A 15,674-nucleotide genomic window follows, 5' to 3' on the forward strand; every position below is an offset into this window, starting at 1 on the left:
GTGGATGGCACCGGCTTTGCCGGTGTTCGCGGCTGAAGCCGCTCCTACAGGTATGGTGTGAGCCTGAAGCCAGTGCAATACCTGTGGGAGCGGGCGTGCCCGCGAAGAAACCAGCGCGGAGGGTGGTGTTGGTAGCTTCAATAATCGTCGAGATCGCGCCCACTGAGCAAGCGGCCGATCATATCCATGGGGAAGCCCCGGTAAGCCAGGAAGCGGGTCTGCTGGGCACGGCTGCGCGGGTCTTGTGGGCGTTGCCCGGCAAACTTGCGCTGCCATACATCACGTAGGCGTTCGCCCCAGTCCACCTCGCTCTCGCGTAGCGCCTGCTCAATGTCATCACGCGCCAACCCGCGCTGACCAAGCTCTTCGCGAATACGCGCGGGGCCATAGCCAGAGCCGGAACGGTAGCGGATGAAGCTTTCCAGGTAACGGGCTTCACTCAGCAGCCCTTCTTCGGTGAGCCGGTCGAGCTCAGGCTCGATCAGCTCATCCAAAGCGCCGCGCTGACGCAACTTGCGCGTCAGCTCGACGCGACCATGCTCACGTCGCGCAAGCAGGTCCATGGCTGTCCGCCGGATGGCGACGGGGGTGTCGAGTACGGCGGACATGTTCAGCTATCTACCGCGCAATCAATAACCGGCTTCAGCGTCAGCCACGTCGTCTGCATTGGCCTCAGCCGCAGCAGCCTTGCCGGCCTCAGCGACAGCACCGGACTTCAACAGCTTGTCACGGATCTGCTTCTCGATCTCGGCACCAATCGCCGGGTTCTCAGCCAGGTACTTGGCAGCGTTGGCTTTACCTTGGCCGATCTTGTTGCCCTGGTAGGCGTACCAGGCACCGGACTTCTCGACCAGCCCCTGAGAAACACCCAGGTCGATGATCTCGCCGTTACGGTAGATACCCTTGCCGTAGAGGATCTGGAACTCAGCCTGGCGGAACGGAGGCGAGACCTTGTTCTTGACGATCTTGACGCGGGTTTCGCTACCGACCACCTCGTCGCCTTCCTTGACGGCGCCAGTACGGCGGATGTCCAGACGTACCGAGGCGTAGAACTTCAGGGCGTTACCACCGGTGGTGGTTTCCGGGCTACCGAACATCACGCCGATCTTCATACGGATCTGGTTGATGAAGATGACCAGGCAGTTGGCATTCTTGATGTTACCGGTGATCTTGCGCAGCGCCTGGGACATCAGGCGAGCCTGCAGGCCCACGTGCATGTCACCCATTTCGCCTTCGATCTCGGCCTTCGGTACCAGGGCAGCCACGGAGTCGACGATGATCACGTCAACCGCGTTGGAACGCACCAGCATGTCGGTGATTTCCAGGGCTTGCTCGCCAGTGTCCGGCTGCGAAACCAGCAGGTCATCAACGTTGACACCCAGCTTGCCGGCGTATTCAGGATCGAGGGCGTGCTCGGCGTCGACGAAGGCGCAGGTGGCGCCGTTTTTCTGGGCTTCGGCGATGACCGACAGGGTCAGCGTGGTCTTACCCGACGATTCCGGGCCGTAGATCTCGACGATACGGCCTTTCGGCAGACCGCCAATGCCCAGGGCGATGTCCAGACCCAGGGAGCCGGTGGAGATGGCCGGGATGCCTTGACGCTCCTGGTCACCCATGCGCATGACCGCGCCTTTACCGAATTGACGTTCGATCTGACCCAGGGCCGCAGCCAAGGCGCGCTTCTTGTTGTCGTCCATTGAAATCCTCACGTGTTCGACGTGGCCCTGACGGCCGCAATACCTGTATAAGTAGCCAGTATTATTCCACAGGCAGGCGCTCGCGCAAACCCCTGTCGTCGATTTACTCGGCACCAAGCTGTAACAAGCCGTCTAACGCGGCGATCACCGTCTGTCGGCGCACCGCCTCGCGGTCACCGTCGAACTGCCGCCGCTCGCTGAACACCCGCTTGCCGTCGCCCCAGGCCAACCACACGGTGCCTACCGGCTTGGCCGGGGAACCACCGTCCGGCCCGGCCACGCCGCTCACTGCCACGGCAAAGCGCGCCCCGCTGGCCGCCTGGGCACCACGGACCATGGCCTCGACCACTTCCTGGCTAACCGCTCCCACCTGGCCGAACAACGCCTCGGGCACCCCCAGCTGGCGGGTTTTCTGGGCGTTGGAGTAGGTGATGTAACCGGCCTCGAACCAGGCCGAACTGCCGGGTATGCGGGTGATAGCTTCGGCAATGCCACCGCCCGTGCAGGATTCGGCGGTGGTCACCTGCGCATTGAAGCGGCGCAGGTGCTCACCCAGGCGGGCGGCAAGCGTGGTGATCGGGTCCATGGCGGGGCTCCTTGAAAGCGGCCCTCTACCCTATCACCCTGCCCACGCCCTGGCTCAGGAAACCTGCAGGCTGCCCCGGGCAATTTCGCTGAACGCACGCTCGTCGCGCCGGCCGAGGCGCGGCAGCCCTTCAGGCCATTCCTCGTTCCAGGCAAAACCGTCCAGCTTGCACATGTCTTCGATTGCCGAACGCCACCAGATCACCTTGCACGCGCGCTGGTAGTCGTCATTGTTCATGACACTGCCGTACAGCAGCTTGCGGCCGATACCTCGCAACTCCTTCGGCACCCCCTTGAGGCTCCACTTCACCGAAAGCCGCGCCGGCCACGACGGCACCGGGCGATGCGCCGGCACCTTCAGGGCCAGGCCCGGCATTTTCGAATGGAAATGCTCGCCATGCCGGGCAAAGAAAATCTCCAGCACGGCATGCACGTACTGCTTCATCGCAAAATAATGGCTGATCACGCCACGCGCTTCATTGACCTTCGCCCCGTGCAGCTCGAAGGAAAAGGCGATCTGCTCGATGGTGTGCAGGTCACAGGCGTAGGGAGCCCACGCATCGATACGCGGGATGGCCCGCTCGGCAATACCCACATTACAGCGGGTAAAGCCCATGACACCGCTGTTGCACAACCGCAAATCATCAGCCGGGGCATTGCCCGCCTCGGCCAGCCCGGCACTGAAACGCAGGTAATCGTTGCTGCCCGAAGCCTCGGCCCAGTTCGCCTCCACCTCGTCCACCAGGAACTGCCCGGCATCGACCTGGCTGAACAGCTTGAGCGGCGACTGCAAGAACACCGTGTCGGTATCGATGAACACGGTCTTGTCCGCCCACTGCCCGGCCTGGGCAATGGCGCAGGCCTTGCGCCGGTGGGTGTAACCACCTTCACCGGTCCAGGCCTGCAGGGTCTGTTCATCCAGGGTGATCACTTCCACCGGCCAACCGACAAAGGCCTGTGGCTGGTCGGTGAGCACGCGGATAACCGGCAACTCCGCCGGTTTGCAACGCGCCAGGGCAGTGAGGATGCTGAGCTTGGCCTCCAGCTGATAGATCCGGCGCTCGCCATAAAGGAGGTAGATCAGCTGTTGCTTTACATGGGGGACAGGGCTGGACACATTCATCGTGCAGGTCACGGCTGGTGGCGTTCGTCGAGGGCCGCGCATTCTAGTGGGTAACGCGTTTCAGCTCCACCATTGCCCGCCGGGCTGCGCGCACATGCCCCATAGCCTGCGCCTGCATCTCACGGAAAAAGCCTGTACCATTGCCGGTTTACCCTCGCCAACCAGATCACCCGCTGTAAGGCCCTGAATGTCTGATCTCTCCGCACACACCCCGATGATGCAGCAGTACTGGAAGCTGAAGAACCAGCACCCGGACCAGCTGATGTTCTACCGCATGGGCGACTTCTACGAAATCTTCTACGAAGATGCGAAAAAAGCCGCGAAACTGCTGGACATCACCCTGACCGCGCGCGGCCAGTCGGCCGGCCAGTCCATCCCCATGTGCGGGATTCCGTTCCATTCGCTGGAAGGCTACCTGGCCAAGCTGGTCAAGCTCGGCGAGTCGGTGGTGATCTGCGAGCAGGTTGGCGACCCCGCCACCAGCAAGGGCCCGGTGGAACGCCAGGTGGTGCGCATCATCACCCCCGGCACGGTCAGCGACGAGGCGCTGCTCGACGAGCGCCGCGACAACCTGATTGCCGCGCTGCTCGGTGACGAGCGCCTGTTCGGCCTGGCCGTGCTGGACATCACCAGCGGCAACTTCAGCGTGCAGGAGATCAAGGGCTGGGAAAACCTGCTGGCCGAACTCGAGCGCCTGAACCCGGTAGAACTGTTGATCCCCGACGACTGGCCACGCGACCTGCCGGCCGAGAAGCGCCCGGGCGCGCGCCGCCGCGCGCCGTGGGACTTCGACCGCGATTCGGCGCGCAAGGCCCTGTGCCAGCAGTTTGCGACCAAAGACCTCAAAGGCTTCGGTTGCGACAAGCTGACCCTGGCCATCGGCGCCGCCGGCTGCCTGCTGACCTACGCCAAGGAAACCCAGCGCACCGCCCTGCCGCACCTGCGCAGCCTGCGCCATGAGCGCCTGGACGACACGGTCATCCTCGACGGCGCCAGCCGGCGCAACCTGGAACTGGACGTGAACCTGGCCGGTGGGCGCGACAACACCCTGCAATCGGTGGTCGACCGCTGCCAGACCGCCATGGCCAGCCGCCTGCTGAGCCGCTGGCTGAACCGCCCGCTGCGCGACCTGAAGGTGCTGCAGGCACGTCAGGACTCGATCCGCTGCCTGCTCGACGGCTACCGTTTCGAAAAGCTGCAGCCGCAGCTGAAAGAAATTGGCGACATCGAGCGTATCCTCGCCCGTATAGGCCTGCGCAATGCCCGCCCGCGTGACCTGGCGCGCCTGCGCGACGCCCTGGGTGCGCTGCCCGAACTGCAAAACGCCATGACCGAGCTGGAGGCGCCGCACCTGGCGCGCCTGGCTGCCATCACCGGCACCTATCCGGAACTGGCCAGCCTGCTGGAGCGGGCGATCATCGACAACCCGCCGGCGGTGATCCGCGATGGCGGCGTGCTCAAGGCCGGTTACGACAACGAACTGGACGACCTGCTGGCGATCAGCGAAAACGCCGGCCAGTTCCTGATCGACCTGGAAGCCCGTGAAAAGGCCCGCACCGGCCTGGCCAACCTCAAGGTCGGCTACAACCGCGTGCATGGCTACTTCATCGAACTGCCGACCAAGCAGGCCGAGCAGGCACCGGGCGACTACATCCGCCGCCAGACCCTGAAAGGCGCCGAGCGCTTCATCACCCCGGAGCTGAAGGCGTTCGAGGACAAGGCACTGTCGGCCAAGAGCCGTGCCCTGGCTCGCGAGAAAATGCTCTACGACGCCCTGCTGGAAACCCTTATCAGCCACCTGGCGCCGCTGCAGGACAGCGCAGCCGCCCTGGCCGAACTTGACGTGCTCAGTAACCTGGCCGAGCGCGCGCTGAACCTTGACCTGAACTGCCCGCGCTTCGTCGACGAGCCTTGCCTGCGCATCGAGCAAGGCCGCCACCCGGTAGTGGAACAAGTACTGACCACGCCGTTCGTAGCCAATGACCTGGGCCTGGACAACAGCACCCGCATGCTGATCATTACCGGCCCGAACATGGGTGGTAAGTCCACTTACATGCGCCAGACGGCCCTGATCGTGCTGCTGGCCCATATCGGCAGCTTCGTGCCGGCGGCCAGTTGCGAGCTGTCGCTGGTCGACCGCATCTTCACCCGTATCGGCTCCAGCGATGACCTGGCCGGCGGGCGCTCCACCTTCATGGTCGAGATGAGCGAAACCGCCAACATCCTGCACAACGCCACCGACCGCAGCCTGGTGCTGATGGACGAAGTGGGGCGTGGCACCAGTACCTTCGACGGCCTGTCGCTGGCCTGGGCCGCCGCCGAGCGCCTGGCCCAGCTGCGCGCCTACACGCTGTTCGCCACCCACTACTTCGAGCTTACCGTACTGCCGGAAAGCGAGCCGCTGGTGGCCAACGTGCACCTGAACGCCACCGAGCACAACGAACGTATCGTGTTCCTGCACCACGTACTGCCTGGCCCTGCCAGCCAGAGTTACGGCCTGGCCGTGGCGCAACTGGCCGGCGTGCCAACCGTGGTGATACAGCGTGCCCGCGAACACCTTGGGCGGCTGGAAACCACCAGCCTGCCCCATGAGCAACCCTCGGCCCCAAAAGCCAAGGACGCGCCACAGGTGCCGCACCAGAGCGACTTGTTCGCCAGCCTGCCACACCCGGCCATCGAGAAGCTGGGCAAACTGCAGCTGGACGACATGACCCCGCGTCAAGCTATCGAAATGCTATATCAACTAAAGAACCTGTTATAACGGCGCCCATTACAAGCTGGTAGAATCCGCCGCGGTTTGCTGGTGCTGCAGGTTATTAGCCTGGCCTGCAGCCACATACCCGTAAACCGCGCGGCCCTGAGAGGAAGGGCCGCCGCCGTCGCCTGAGGAGAGAATTAGAAATGACCTTCGTCGTCACCGACAACTGCATCAAATGCAAATACACCGACTGCGTGGAAGTCTGTCCGGTGGACTGCTTCTACGAAGGCCCGAACTTCCTGGTCATCCACCCGGACGAGTGCATCGACTGCGCCCTGTGCGAACCGGAGTGCCCAGCGCAAGCTATCTTCTCGGAAGACGAAGTGCCTTCGGGCATGGAGAACTTCATCGAGCTGAACGCCGAACTGGCGGAAGTCTGGCCGAACATCACCGAGCGTAAAGACGCCCTGCCGGACGCTGAAGAGTGGGATGGCAAGACGGGCAAGATTGCCGACCTGGAGCGCTGATAGCGCCCGGACGCGAAAAAGGCCCCTCGGGGCCTTTTTTTGTTTTCTGTGGGCAAAAAACGCGGGCAAAAAAAAGGGGCGGTTTGACCCGCCCACATTTTTTTCCGTAGTCCCTGCTTGTCCCAAACATCGTCCTGATGAAATCGCTTCTTGCGATGTCCCTGGCCTTCGTCCTGAAAGCCTGTGCATGTCCCTGTGCACAGTTCGAATACTAGCGGGTTCAGCCGGGCGGGCAAGCGCCGGACCTTACAGGGTATTGCCAGGGACACATTTGCTCACGGCCGAATACACCATGCTTTTCAATGAGTTGTGAAAATGCAGTATCTGGAAACGACATTGATTTACTGAAGATTGCATAGATAGCTTACAAAACAAGTAAGCAAAGGCTTACACGCGATGTTACTGGGGTAGCGCGGTACACATTCGACATATGTGTTGCCGGGCAGATTTTGGGGGCTGCTTTGCAGCCCATCGCGACGCAAGGCCGCTCCCACAAGAAAGTGGTGTATCCACAGGCGATGCAATACCTGTGGGAGCGGCCTTGTGTCGCGAAAGGGGCGCACCGCGCGCCCGACAATCCCAAATGGAACATCACTTTTCGCCACATACAAAAACGCCCCGAGGTTATCGGGGCGTTTTGCATTTCAGCCTTCGCTACTGAAACAACGACTCACTGGACAGGCCATTCTTCTCCAGAATCTCACGCAAGCGCTTGAGCCCTTCCACCTGGATCTGCCGCACCCGCTCACGGGTCAGGCCGATCTCCAGGCCAACATCCTCCAGGGTGCTGCTCTCATGCCCGCGCAGGCCAAAGCGGCGTACTACCACTTCACGCTGCTTGTCGGTCAACTCCCCCAGCCACTGGTCGATGCTCTGCGACAGGTCGTCATCCTGCAGCAGCTCGCACGGGTCGGTCGGGCGGTCGTCGGTCAGGGTGTCGAGCAGGGTCTTGTCCGAGTCCGGGCCGAGCGACACGTCCACCGAAGACACCCGCTCGTTCAGGCCGAGCATGCGCTTGACTTCGGCGACGGGTTTTTCCAGCAAGGTGGCGATTTCTTCCGGCGAGGGTTCGTGGTCCAGTTTCTGGGTCAGCTCGCGGGCAGCGCGCAAGTAGACGTTCAGTTCCTTGACCACGTGAATGGGCAGGCGAATGGTGCGGGTCTGGTTCATGATCGCCCGTTCGATGGTCTGGCGAATCCACCAGGTCGCATAGGTCGAGAAACGGAAACCACGCTCCGGGTCGAACTTCTCGACCGCACGGATCAGCCCCAGGTTGCCCTCCTCGATCAGGTCGAGCAGCGACAGGCCACGGTTCACGTAACGACGGGCAATTTTCACAACCAGGCGCAGGTTGCTTTCGATCATGCGCTTGCGGCCGGCAGGGTCGCCCTTTTGCGACAAGCGCGCAAAGTGCACTTCCTCTTCCGGCGACAGCAGCGGCGAGAAGCCGATCTCGTTGAGATACAACTGGGTGGCATCGAGCGCCCGGCTGTAATCGATATACTTGTGTTGCTTGAGCGAAGAGCCCGACTTGGCCCTCGTCCGAACCGAAGATACAGCAGGTTCGTCTGACACCACATCCGTTTCCAAAACGATACCCGTCTCCATCAGGAGGACGTCATCGTCGATGTCAAACTCCGGCACTTCTTTACTGAGAGCCATTGTTATAGTCCTTTGCTGAGTTCGAACTCAGACTCGAGCGGCACCTTTATCCCTGGCAGCGCTTGAGCCTGTCCCCTCTACATCACAGGAACAGGCCGGGTACAACGGTCAACGACGTGGCAGGAACTGGAGCGGATCGACGGGTTTACCCTGGCGGCGAATCTCGAAATGCAGCTTCACCCGATCAGTGCCCGTAGACCCCATTTCAGCAATCGACTGCCCTGCCTTGACCTGCTGCCCCTCCCGAACCAACAGCCTGCGGTTATGGCCGTAGGCACTGACGTAGGTATCGCTGTGCTTGATGATGATCAGCTCGCCGTAGCCCCTTAAACCACTCCCGGCGTAAACCACCGCACCATCAGACGCAGCAAAAACAGGCTGTCCCAAATCACCGGCGATATCAATGCCTTTATTCAAACTACCGTTTGAAGCAAATTTTCCAATCAGCACGCCGTTGGCGGGCCAGGTCCAGCCGCCTACCGCGCGCTCTGCGGCCGGCACGGTCGCAGCCACCGGGGCGCTGGTGGACGCAGCCGGCGTGGCCGGTTTGCTGGTGCTGGCAGGCGTGGTGACAGTGCTGCCTACAGGCCGCCGCGTGACCGTGGTGCGGCTTGAAGAGGACGGGCTGGACACCACCGTGGTACTGCTGCCGGAGCCGCTGCTGAAACGAATCGCTTGGCCCGGGCGGATGGTGTAAGGCGCCGCGATGCCATTGCGTGCGGCCAGTTCCTTGTAGTCCCAGCCATAGCGGAAGGCGATGGAGAACAGGGTATCGCCAGGCTTGACGATGTATTGCCCCGACGTCACCGCCGGGCGCTTGGGTGCGCTGTTGTTGCGGTCGACCACCCGCGCGCTGGTGCTGCTGGTGCTCGAGCAACCCACCAGAAGCGTGCCCATGGCCAATGCAATCACCAGAAGCTTGAAACCCGACCCATCCTTGCGCTGCCGAATGACTGTGTGACCCACCCGCGCTCCCCTCATGGTGCCGAAAAACGATATGAAGACAAGAAATGCAATATTGTTGCAATTATAACCAAGCCAGCCGGTATTGGCAGGCTGATGCAAAAGGCTGTTGCAAAGCCGCGGTTGCGCTAACGCTTCGCCCCGCCAGATAGACAGGGCGATGCAGCAAGAATTCGCCGGCGGTGCAAAAATACCGCCCGGCTCAAAGCGGCACAGTTCAGGCCAACGGCCCATTGAGCAACGGCACGAAGCGCACGGCACCCAGCACGCGACGGGAGAATCCATGTTCCTCGCGTACGATCAGCATCAGTTGCTGCGCTTCACCCGCCGGCCCTACCGGGATGACCATACGGCCACCGGGGGCCAACTGGTCGAGCAACGCCTGCGGCACCTCCGGCGCCACGGCAGTGACGATGATGCCGTTGTAAGGCGCCAGCGCAGGCCAACCCTCGCAACCGTCGCCCCAGCGGAACACCACGTTGCGCAGGTTCAGCTCCACCAGGCGCTCCTTGGCCCGGTCCTGCAGCACCTTGATACGCTCCACCGAGAACACCCGCTCTACCAGCTGGGCCAGGATCGCCGTCTGGTAGCCGGAACCGGTACCGATCTCCAGCACCTTGTCCAATGGCCCGGCTTCGAGCAGCAGCTCGCTCATGTGGGCAACCATGAACGGCTGCGAGATGGTCTGGTTATGGCCGATGGGCAGCGCGGTGTCTTCATAGGCGCGGTGTGCCAGCGCCTCGTCGACGAACAGGTGGCGCGGCGTACGACGGATCACATCGAGCACCTTGGTGTTCGACACGCCCTCTTCGCACAGGCGCTGGATAAGACGCTCCCGGGTACGTTGGGAGGTCATGCCGATGCCGCGCCGCAGCATATCGTCCTCGCGCATCAGAGCAGGCCCTCCAGCCAACCGTCGAGCTGCTCGAAGGCATCACTGAAGGTGCGGTCGAGCTGCAGCGGGGTGATCGAGACGTAACCTTGCATCACCGCATGGAAGTCGGTACCCGGGCCGCCATCCTCGGCATCACCTGCCACGGCGATCCAGTAGCCTTCCTTGCCACGCGGGTTGACCACCTTGGTCGGCGCCGCCGCCCGCGCCCGGTGCCCGAGGCGGGTAAGCTGGATGCCGCGGATGTGCTCCAGTGGCAGGTTGGGGATGTTGACGTTGAGTACGGTGCGTGGCGGCAATGCCAGGCGCGATTGTGCCTCGACCAGGCGACGGGCGATGTGGGCCGCCGTCGGCAGGTTGTCCGGCAGGCGCGACAACAACGAAAACGCCAGCGAGGTGCCACCAAGGAAGCGACCCTCAAGCGCTGCGGCAACCGTGCCCGAATACAGCACGTCGTCACCCAGGTTGGCGCCGAGGTTGATCCCCGACACGACCATGTCCGGCGTATGCGGCAACAGCCCATTGAGCCCCAGGTGCACACAATCGGTCGGCGTGCCGTTGAGGCTGATGAAACCATTGGCCAAGGTCTGCGGGTGCAGTGGCCGGTCCAGCGTCAGCGAACTGCTGGCACCGCTCTTGTCTTGTTCAGGGGCAATTACCGCGCACTCGGCGTAATCCGCCAGCGCAGCGTGCAGCGCGGCGAGGCCGGGTGCGGTAACACCGTCGTCGTTCGAAATCAGAATACGCATGGGCTGTCCGTCTGCCCTGCCGACACCAGATCCACGACTTCACGCACCACCACGGTGGCGAAGCATCCGGCCGGCAGGACGAATTCCAGTTGCAGGATATCAGGCTCGGGATAATGCCACGTAAGGCCGCCAATAGGGAGCCGCAGAATGCGCCGTTCGTGATCCATGCCCGTCTGGGCCAGCCACTGGCAAAGTGCCGCCTGGCGTGCGCCGACGGTGTTTTCCAACTGCGCCGTGGCGCCGGCAGCAGGCGATGCACCCTCGCCCCACATCGGGCCGGTCGGGTGCAGGTCGAGAATGGCCAGGCGCGGGTCGGCACATTCCGCCTCGCCTGCCGGGAAGAAGCTGCGGCTGTCGGTGAACGCCAGCAGGTCACCGACCTGGGCACGGTTCCAACTGCCTTCGGCGACACGTGCCGCCAGCACCTGGTTGAACAGGTAGCTGCGCCCGGCCGACAGCAGCCGCGAACGCACGTTGCGCTGCTCGGGCAACGCCTTGCGTGCGGCCCAATCGAGGGCGTCGTGGACGTTGCCACCGCCGTGGCCGAAACGCTGGGTGCCGAAATAGTTGGGCACACCGTGTTGCTTGAGCTGCGCCAGGCGCGCATCCAGTGCCTGGTGATCGGCGGCCAGGGCTGTCAGGCGCAGTGTGAAGCCATTGGCCGAATGCGCGCCACGTTGCAGCTTGCGCTGGTGACGCACCTGCTTGAGCACACGCAGGGTGGCGTCCTCGGCACGCGACAGGTCCGGGTCGGCCTTGCCTGGCAGGTGCAGGCTGAACCACTGGCGGGTCAGCGCCTGGCGGTCCTTGAGCCCGGCGTAGCTTATGCTGCGCACCGGCACGCCAGCGGCGCGGGCCAGGCGGCGTGCGGCCTCTTCGGTGTTCAGGTCACGCTTTTCGACCCACAGCCACAGGTGCTCACCCTGGCCCGACAGCGGGATGTCGAGCACTTCGTCGACCTGGAAGTCTTCAGCCACTGCCTTGAGGACGGCGGTGCCCAGTACTTCGCCCGATGCGCGCGGGCCCAGCAGTTCCAGTTCAGTCATGCTGGCAGCAGCAGGGCGACCGAATGCACGGCAATACCCTCCTCGCGGCCACAGAAGCCCAGTTTCTCGGTGGTGGTGGCCTTGACGTTGACCTGGTCGAGCTCAACCTGCAGGTCTTCGGCGATCAGCTGGCGCATGGTTTCGATGTGCGGAGCCATTTTCGGCGCCTGGGCGACGATGGTGGCGTCGACGTTGCCGACCTTCCAGCCCTTGGCCTTGACGACAGCGACCACGTGACGCAGCAGCACGCGGCTGTCTGCGCCCTTGAATTGCGGGTCGGTGTCTGGGAAATGCTTGCCGATGTCACCCAGCGCAGCCGCGCCAAGCAAGGCATCGCTCAGGGCGTGCAGCAGCACATCGCCGTCGGAGTGGGCCAGCAGGCCGAATTTGTGCGGGATACGCACCCCGCCCAAGGTAATGAAATCACCGTCGCAGAAACGGTGCACATCGTAGCCGTGGCCAATACGCATAAGAAAACGCCCTGAATTTGTCAGGGCGTGATTCTACCTGCTTTGGCTGCCATTGGGGCTGGGGTGATTACCGCAAGATTATCTGCGCCTGGGAGACCGAGCGCCGCGCGGGCGGCGCTCGATTTCACAGGCACCGAAAATGCTATGCCCTACACCCGCCCCAGCGCCACCGCATGGTGGCGCAGGTGCTCTTCGATGAAGCTGGCGATGAAGTAGTAGCTGTGGTCATAACCAGGCTGCAGGCGCAGGGTCAGCTCATGGCCGCCTTTGCGTGCAGCCTGCTCCAGCGCTTCGGGCTTGAGCTGCTTCTCGAGGAAGTCATCACGGTCGCCCTGGTCCACCAGCAACGGTGGGCACTCGCCAGCAGGGGTTTCGGCCAGCAGCACGCTGGCATCCCACTCGCGCCAGCGTGCACGGTCTTCACCCAGGTAACGGCTGAAGGCCTTCTCGCCCCATGGGCAATCCATCGGGTTGCTGATCGGCGAGAACGCCGACACCGAGCTATAACGCCCCGGGTTGCGCAAGGCGCACACCAACGCACCATGCCCACCCATGGAATGGCCGCTGATGCTGCGCTCGGCCGAGGCCGGGAAGTGCGCCTCGATCAGTGCCGGCAACTCCTGCACCACATAGTCGTGCATGCGGTAGTGCTGGGCCCAGGGTTGCTGGGTGGCGTTGAGGTAGAAGCCGGCACCCAGGCCAAAGTCCCAGGCGCCGTCAGGGTCGCCCGGCACCTGCTCGCCACGCGGGCTGGTGTCGGGGGCGACGATGATCAGCCCCAGCTCGGCGGCCAGGCGCTGGGCGCCGGCCTTCTGCATGAAGTTCTCGTCGGTGCAGGTCAGGCCGCTCAGCCAGTACAGCACCGGCAGCTTCTCGCCCTGCTCGGCCTGCGGTGGCAGGTAAACGGCAAACACCATGTCGCAACCCAGCACCTTGGAGTGATGCCGGTAACGCTTGTGCCAGCCGCCGAAGCTTTTCTGGCAGGAGATGTTATCCAGGCTCATGGCGTACCTCAGAAGTGGATTACGCTGCGGATGCTCTTGCCTTCATGCATCAGGTCGAAAGCCTTGTTGATGTCTTCCAGGCCCATGGTGTGGGTGATGAAGGTATCCAGCGGAATCTCGCCCTTCTCGGACATTTCCACGTAGCTTGGCAGCTCGCTGCGGCCACGTACGCCGCCGAACGCCGAACCACGCCAGACGCGGCCAGTCACCAGCTGGAACGGGCGGGTAGCGATTTCCTGGCCGGCACCGGCCACACCGATGATCACCGACTCACCCCAGCCCTTGTGGCAGCACTCCAGGGCGGCGCGCATCAGTTGCACGTTGCCGATGCACTCGAAGGAGAAGTCCACGCCACCGTCGGTGAGGTCGACGATCACTTCCTGGATCGGGCGGTCGTAGTCTTTCGGGTTGATGCAGTCGGTGGCACCCAGCTGGCGGGCGATCTCGAACTTGGCCGGGTTGATGTCGATGGCGATGATGCGCGCGGCCTTGGCCTTTACCGCACCGATCACGGCCGACAGGCCGATGCCGCCGAGGCCGAAGATGGCCACGGTGTCACCCGGCTTGACCTTGGCGGTGTTGAGCACCGCACCGATGCCGGTGGTAACGCCGCAGCCCAGCAGACAGACCTTTTCCAGCGGTGCTTCTTTCTGGATCTTGGCCACCGAAATTTCCGGCAGGACGGTGTACTCGGAGAAGGTCGAGGTGCCCATGTAGTGGAACAGCTGCTGCCCCTTGTAGGAGAAGCGCGTGGTGCCGTCCGGCATCAGGCCCTTGCCCTGGGTAGCGCGGATGGCCTGGCACAGGTTGGTCTTGCCCGACAGGCAGAACTTGCACTTGCCGCATTCCGGGGTGTACAGCGGGATCACGTGGTCACCCACGGCCACCGAAGTCACGCCCTCGCCTACCGCTTCGACGATTGCACCGCCCTCGTGGCCGAGGATCGACGGGAAGATGCCTTCCGGATCGGCACCGGACAGGGTGTAGGCGTCGGTGTGGCAGACACCGCTGGCGACCACGCGCAGCAGCACTTCACCTGCCTTGGGCATGGCCACGTCGACTTCGACGATTTCCAGGGGTTTCTTGGCTTCGAAGGCTACAGCAGCACGGGACTTGATCATCAAAGGTCTCCAGACAGAGTGTCGATTCAGGCTGACAGTGTAATTCAGTACCTTTTGGTGAATAATCAGGCCAAAGACAAAACATTATTGCTACACAGGGATAATCAATGAGCAGCCGCTGGGAAGGCATTGATGAATTCGTCGCCGTTGCCGAGTCGGGCCAGTTCACCGCTGCCGCTGAACGCCTGGGGGTGTCTTCGTCGCATATCAGCCGGCAGATCGCCCGGCTGGAGGAGCGCCTGCAAACGCGCCTGCTTTACCGCAGTACTCGCCGGGTGACATTGAGCGAAGCCGGGCAGACTTTTCTGCAGCATTGCCAGCGCCTTCAGGATGGCCGCGAGGAAGCCTTGCGTGCCATGGGCGACCTGGCCAGCGAGCCCAAGGGCCTGCTGCGCATGACCTGTGCGGTGGCTTATGGCGAGCGGTTCATCGTGCCGCTGGTAACGCGGTTCATGGCGTTGTACCCGCAGTTGCGGGTGGATGTGGAACTGAGCAACCACACCCTCGACCTGCTGCACGAAGGCATGGACCTGGCCATCCGCCTCGGCCGGTTGGCCGACTCGCGGCTGGTGGCGACCCGCCTGGCGCCACGGCGCATGTACCTGTGCGCCTCGCCGGCGTATCTGGAACGTTATGGGCGGCCGCACAGCCTGTCGGAGCTGGCGCGGCACAATTGCCTGGTAGGCAGTTCGGACTTGTGGGCGCTGCAGCAGGACGGCCGCGAGATCAGCCAGCGGGTGCAGGGCAACTGGCGCTGCAACAGCGGGCAGGCGGTGCTGGATGCGGCGTTGCTGGGGATCGGCTTGTGCCAGTTGCCGGACTATTACGTGCTGGAGCACCTGCACAGCGGTGCGCTGGTGTCGCTGCTGGAGGGGCATCAGCCACCTAATACCGCGGTTTGGGCGCTGTATCCGCAACAGCGGCATTTGTCGCCGAAAGTGCGGCGCTTGGTGGATTACCTGAAGGAAGGGTTGGCGGGGTTGCCGGAGTATCGGTTGGGCTGAAGATATGTGTTGCGTGTGCCGGCCTCTTCGCGGGTAAACCCGCTCACACAGGTATTCCACAGATTTCAGATCCGGTGGAAGTCCTGTGGGAGCGGGTTTGTTCTGGTCAAGTTTTTCCGGACACCGATTACGG

The 15,674-nt window shown here is 63.0% G+C and carries 15 protein-coding genes; 3 read left to right on the forward strand and 12 right to left on the reverse strand.

Going from position 1 to position 15,674, the window contains the following annotated elements; all coding sequences use genetic code 11:
- Positions 1-137: 137 nt before the first annotated feature.
- From recX to IAE39_RS25805, 4 genes are all read right to left on the reverse strand, one after another.
- Positions 138-608: a recombination regulator RecX gene (gene recX / locus IAE39_RS25790; protein ID WP_201207323.1), complete on the reverse strand. Its 471-nt coding sequence runs from the start codon at positions 606-608 to the stop codon at positions 138-140.
- Positions 609-629: 21 nt separating this feature from the next.
- Positions 630-1,697 carry a recombinase RecA gene (recA, locus tag IAE39_RS25795; RefSeq protein ID WP_201207324.1) on the reverse strand — a complete coding sequence of 356 codons (1,068 nt, stop codon included), beginning with the start codon at positions 1,695-1,697 and terminating at the stop codon, positions 630-632.
- Between the two features lie 103 nt (positions 1,698-1,800).
- The gene (locus IAE39_RS25800; RefSeq protein ID WP_201207325.1) at positions 1,801-2,283 is read right to left on the reverse strand and encodes a CinA family protein; all 483 of its coding nucleotides are present in this window, start codon (positions 2,281-2,283) and stop codon (positions 1,801-1,803) included.
- Between the two features lie 54 nt (positions 2,284-2,337).
- Positions 2,338-3,405 carry a hypothetical protein gene (locus tag IAE39_RS25805; protein WP_201207326.1) on the reverse strand — a complete coding sequence of 356 codons (1,068 nt, stop codon included), beginning with the start codon at positions 3,403-3,405 and terminating at the stop codon, positions 2,338-2,340.
- A gap of 187 nt (positions 3,406-3,592) precedes the next feature.
- Here IAE39_RS25805 and mutS point away from each other — a divergent pair, with 187 nt between their 5' ends.
- Positions 3,593-6,166, forward strand: coding sequence for a DNA mismatch repair protein MutS (gene mutS / locus IAE39_RS25810; RefSeq protein ID WP_201207327.1), 2,574 nt, complete (start codon positions 3,593-3,595; stop codon positions 6,164-6,166).
- 140 nt (positions 6,167-6,306) lie between these two features.
- On the forward strand, positions 6,307-6,630 hold the full coding sequence (gene fdxA / locus IAE39_RS25815; protein WP_201207328.1) for a ferredoxin FdxA: 324 nt from the start codon (positions 6,307-6,309) through the stop codon (positions 6,628-6,630).
- 654 nt (positions 6,631-7,284) lie between these two features.
- On the opposite strand, the gene rpoS is transcribed toward fdxA, so the two are convergent.
- From rpoS to IAE39_RS25855, 8 genes are all read right to left on the reverse strand, one after another.
- The gene (gene rpoS, locus IAE39_RS25820; protein WP_003252351.1) at positions 7,285-8,292 is read right to left on the reverse strand and encodes an RNA polymerase sigma factor RpoS; all 1,008 of its coding nucleotides are present in this window, start codon (positions 8,290-8,292) and stop codon (positions 7,285-7,287) included.
- Positions 8,293-8,400: 108 nt separating this feature from the next.
- Positions 8,401-9,258 (reverse strand): peptidoglycan DD-metalloendopeptidase family protein, encoded by an 858-nt coding sequence (locus IAE39_RS25825; RefSeq protein WP_201207334.1) that lies wholly within the window; start codon positions 9,256-9,258, stop codon positions 8,401-8,403.
- Positions 9,259-9,472: 214 nt separating this feature from the next.
- Entirely contained in the window at positions 9,473-10,111 is a 639-nt protein-coding gene (locus IAE39_RS25830) for a protein-L-isoaspartate(D-aspartate) O-methyltransferase (protein WP_003252348.1), read from the reverse strand.
- Positions 10,112-10,146: 35 nt separating this feature from the next.
- On the reverse strand, positions 10,147-10,896 hold the full coding sequence (gene surE / locus IAE39_RS25835) for a 5'/3'-nucleotidase SurE (protein ID WP_201207329.1): 750 nt from the start codon (positions 10,894-10,896) through the stop codon (positions 10,147-10,149).
- Entirely contained in the window at positions 10,884-11,942 is a 1,059-nt protein-coding gene (gene truD, locus IAE39_RS25840) for a tRNA pseudouridine(13) synthase TruD (RefSeq protein WP_201207330.1), read from the reverse strand. The genes surE and truD overlap by 13 nt, the downstream gene beginning before the upstream one ends.
- Positions 11,939-12,412 carry a 2-C-methyl-D-erythritol 2,4-cyclodiphosphate synthase gene (gene ispF, locus IAE39_RS25845; RefSeq protein WP_201207331.1) on the reverse strand — a complete coding sequence of 158 codons (474 nt, stop codon included), beginning with the start codon at positions 12,410-12,412 and terminating at the stop codon, positions 11,939-11,941. The genes truD and ispF overlap by 4 nt, the downstream gene beginning before the upstream one ends.
- Positions 12,413-12,561: 149 nt before the next feature.
- The gene (gene fghA / locus IAE39_RS25850) at positions 12,562-13,416 is read right to left on the reverse strand and encodes an S-formylglutathione hydrolase (RefSeq protein WP_201207332.1); all 855 of its coding nucleotides are present in this window, start codon (positions 13,414-13,416) and stop codon (positions 12,562-12,564) included.
- An 8-nt stretch (positions 13,417-13,424) separates the two neighbouring features.
- Positions 13,425-14,537 (reverse strand): S-(hydroxymethyl)glutathione dehydrogenase/class III alcohol dehydrogenase, encoded by a 1,113-nt coding sequence (locus tag IAE39_RS25855; protein WP_016485227.1) that lies wholly within the window; start codon positions 14,535-14,537, stop codon positions 13,425-13,427.
- Positions 14,538-14,644: 107 nt separating this feature from the next.
- Between IAE39_RS25855 and IAE39_RS25860 the strand changes: the two genes are divergently transcribed.
- Complete coding sequence (locus IAE39_RS25860) at positions 14,645-15,541, forward strand: LysR substrate-binding domain-containing protein (protein WP_201207333.1); 897 nt, start codon at positions 14,645-14,647, stop codon at positions 15,539-15,541.
- The last annotated feature ends 133 nt before the right edge of the window (positions 15,542-15,674 follow it).

The organism is Pseudomonas sp. S37 (assembly GCF_016658545.1).
In the GTDB taxonomy this organism is placed as follows: Bacteria; Pseudomonadota; Gammaproteobacteria; order Pseudomonadales; family Pseudomonadaceae; genus Aquipseudomonas.

Excerpts from the sequence above, each read along its gene's own strand:
- fdxA (WP_201207328.1), top strand. The coding sequence starts at position 6,307 with ATGACCTTCGTCGTCACCGACAACTGCATCAAATGCAAATACACCGAC.
- surE (WP_201207329.1), bottom strand. The coding sequence starts at position 10,896 with ATGCGTATTCTGATTTCGAACGACGACGGTGTTACCGCACCCGGCCTC.
- IAE39_RS25830 (WP_003252348.1), bottom strand. The coding sequence starts at position 10,111 with ATGACCTCCCAACGTACCCGGGAGCGTCTTATCCAGCGCCTGTGCGAA.
- truD (WP_201207330.1), bottom strand. The coding sequence starts at position 11,942 with ATGACTGAACTGGAACTGCTGGGCCCGCGCGCATCGGGCGAAGTACTG.
- recA (WP_201207324.1), bottom strand. The coding sequence starts at position 1,697 with ATGGACGACAACAAGAAGCGCGCCTTGGCTGCGGCCCTGGGTCAGATC.
- mutS (WP_201207327.1), top strand. The coding sequence starts at position 3,593 with ATGTCTGATCTCTCCGCACACACCCCGATGATGCAGCAGTACTGGAAG.
- rpoS (WP_003252351.1), bottom strand. The coding sequence starts at position 8,292 with ATGGCTCTCAGTAAAGAAGTGCCGGAGTTTGACATCGACGATGACGTC.
- IAE39_RS25800 (WP_201207325.1), bottom strand. The coding sequence starts at position 2,283 with ATGGACCCGATCACCACGCTTGCCGCCCGCCTGGGTGAGCACCTGCGC.
- IAE39_RS25805 (WP_201207326.1), bottom strand. The coding sequence starts at position 3,405 with ATGAATGTGTCCAGCCCTGTCCCCCATGTAAAGCAACAGCTGATCTAC.
- IAE39_RS25860 (WP_201207333.1), top strand. The coding sequence starts at position 14,645 with ATGAGCAGCCGCTGGGAAGGCATTGATGAATTCGTCGCCGTTGCCGAG.
- IAE39_RS25855 (WP_016485227.1), bottom strand. The coding sequence starts at position 14,537 with ATGATCAAGTCCCGTGCTGCTGTAGCCTTCGAAGCCAAGAAACCCCTG.
- recX (WP_201207323.1), bottom strand. The coding sequence starts at position 608 with ATGTCCGCCGTACTCGACACCCCCGTCGCCATCCGGCGGACAGCCATG.
- ispF (WP_201207331.1), bottom strand. The coding sequence starts at position 12,412 with ATGCGTATTGGCCACGGCTACGATGTGCACCGTTTCTGCGACGGTGAT.
- fghA (WP_201207332.1), bottom strand. The coding sequence starts at position 13,416 with ATGAGCCTGGATAACATCTCCTGCCAGAAAAGCTTCGGCGGCTGGCAC.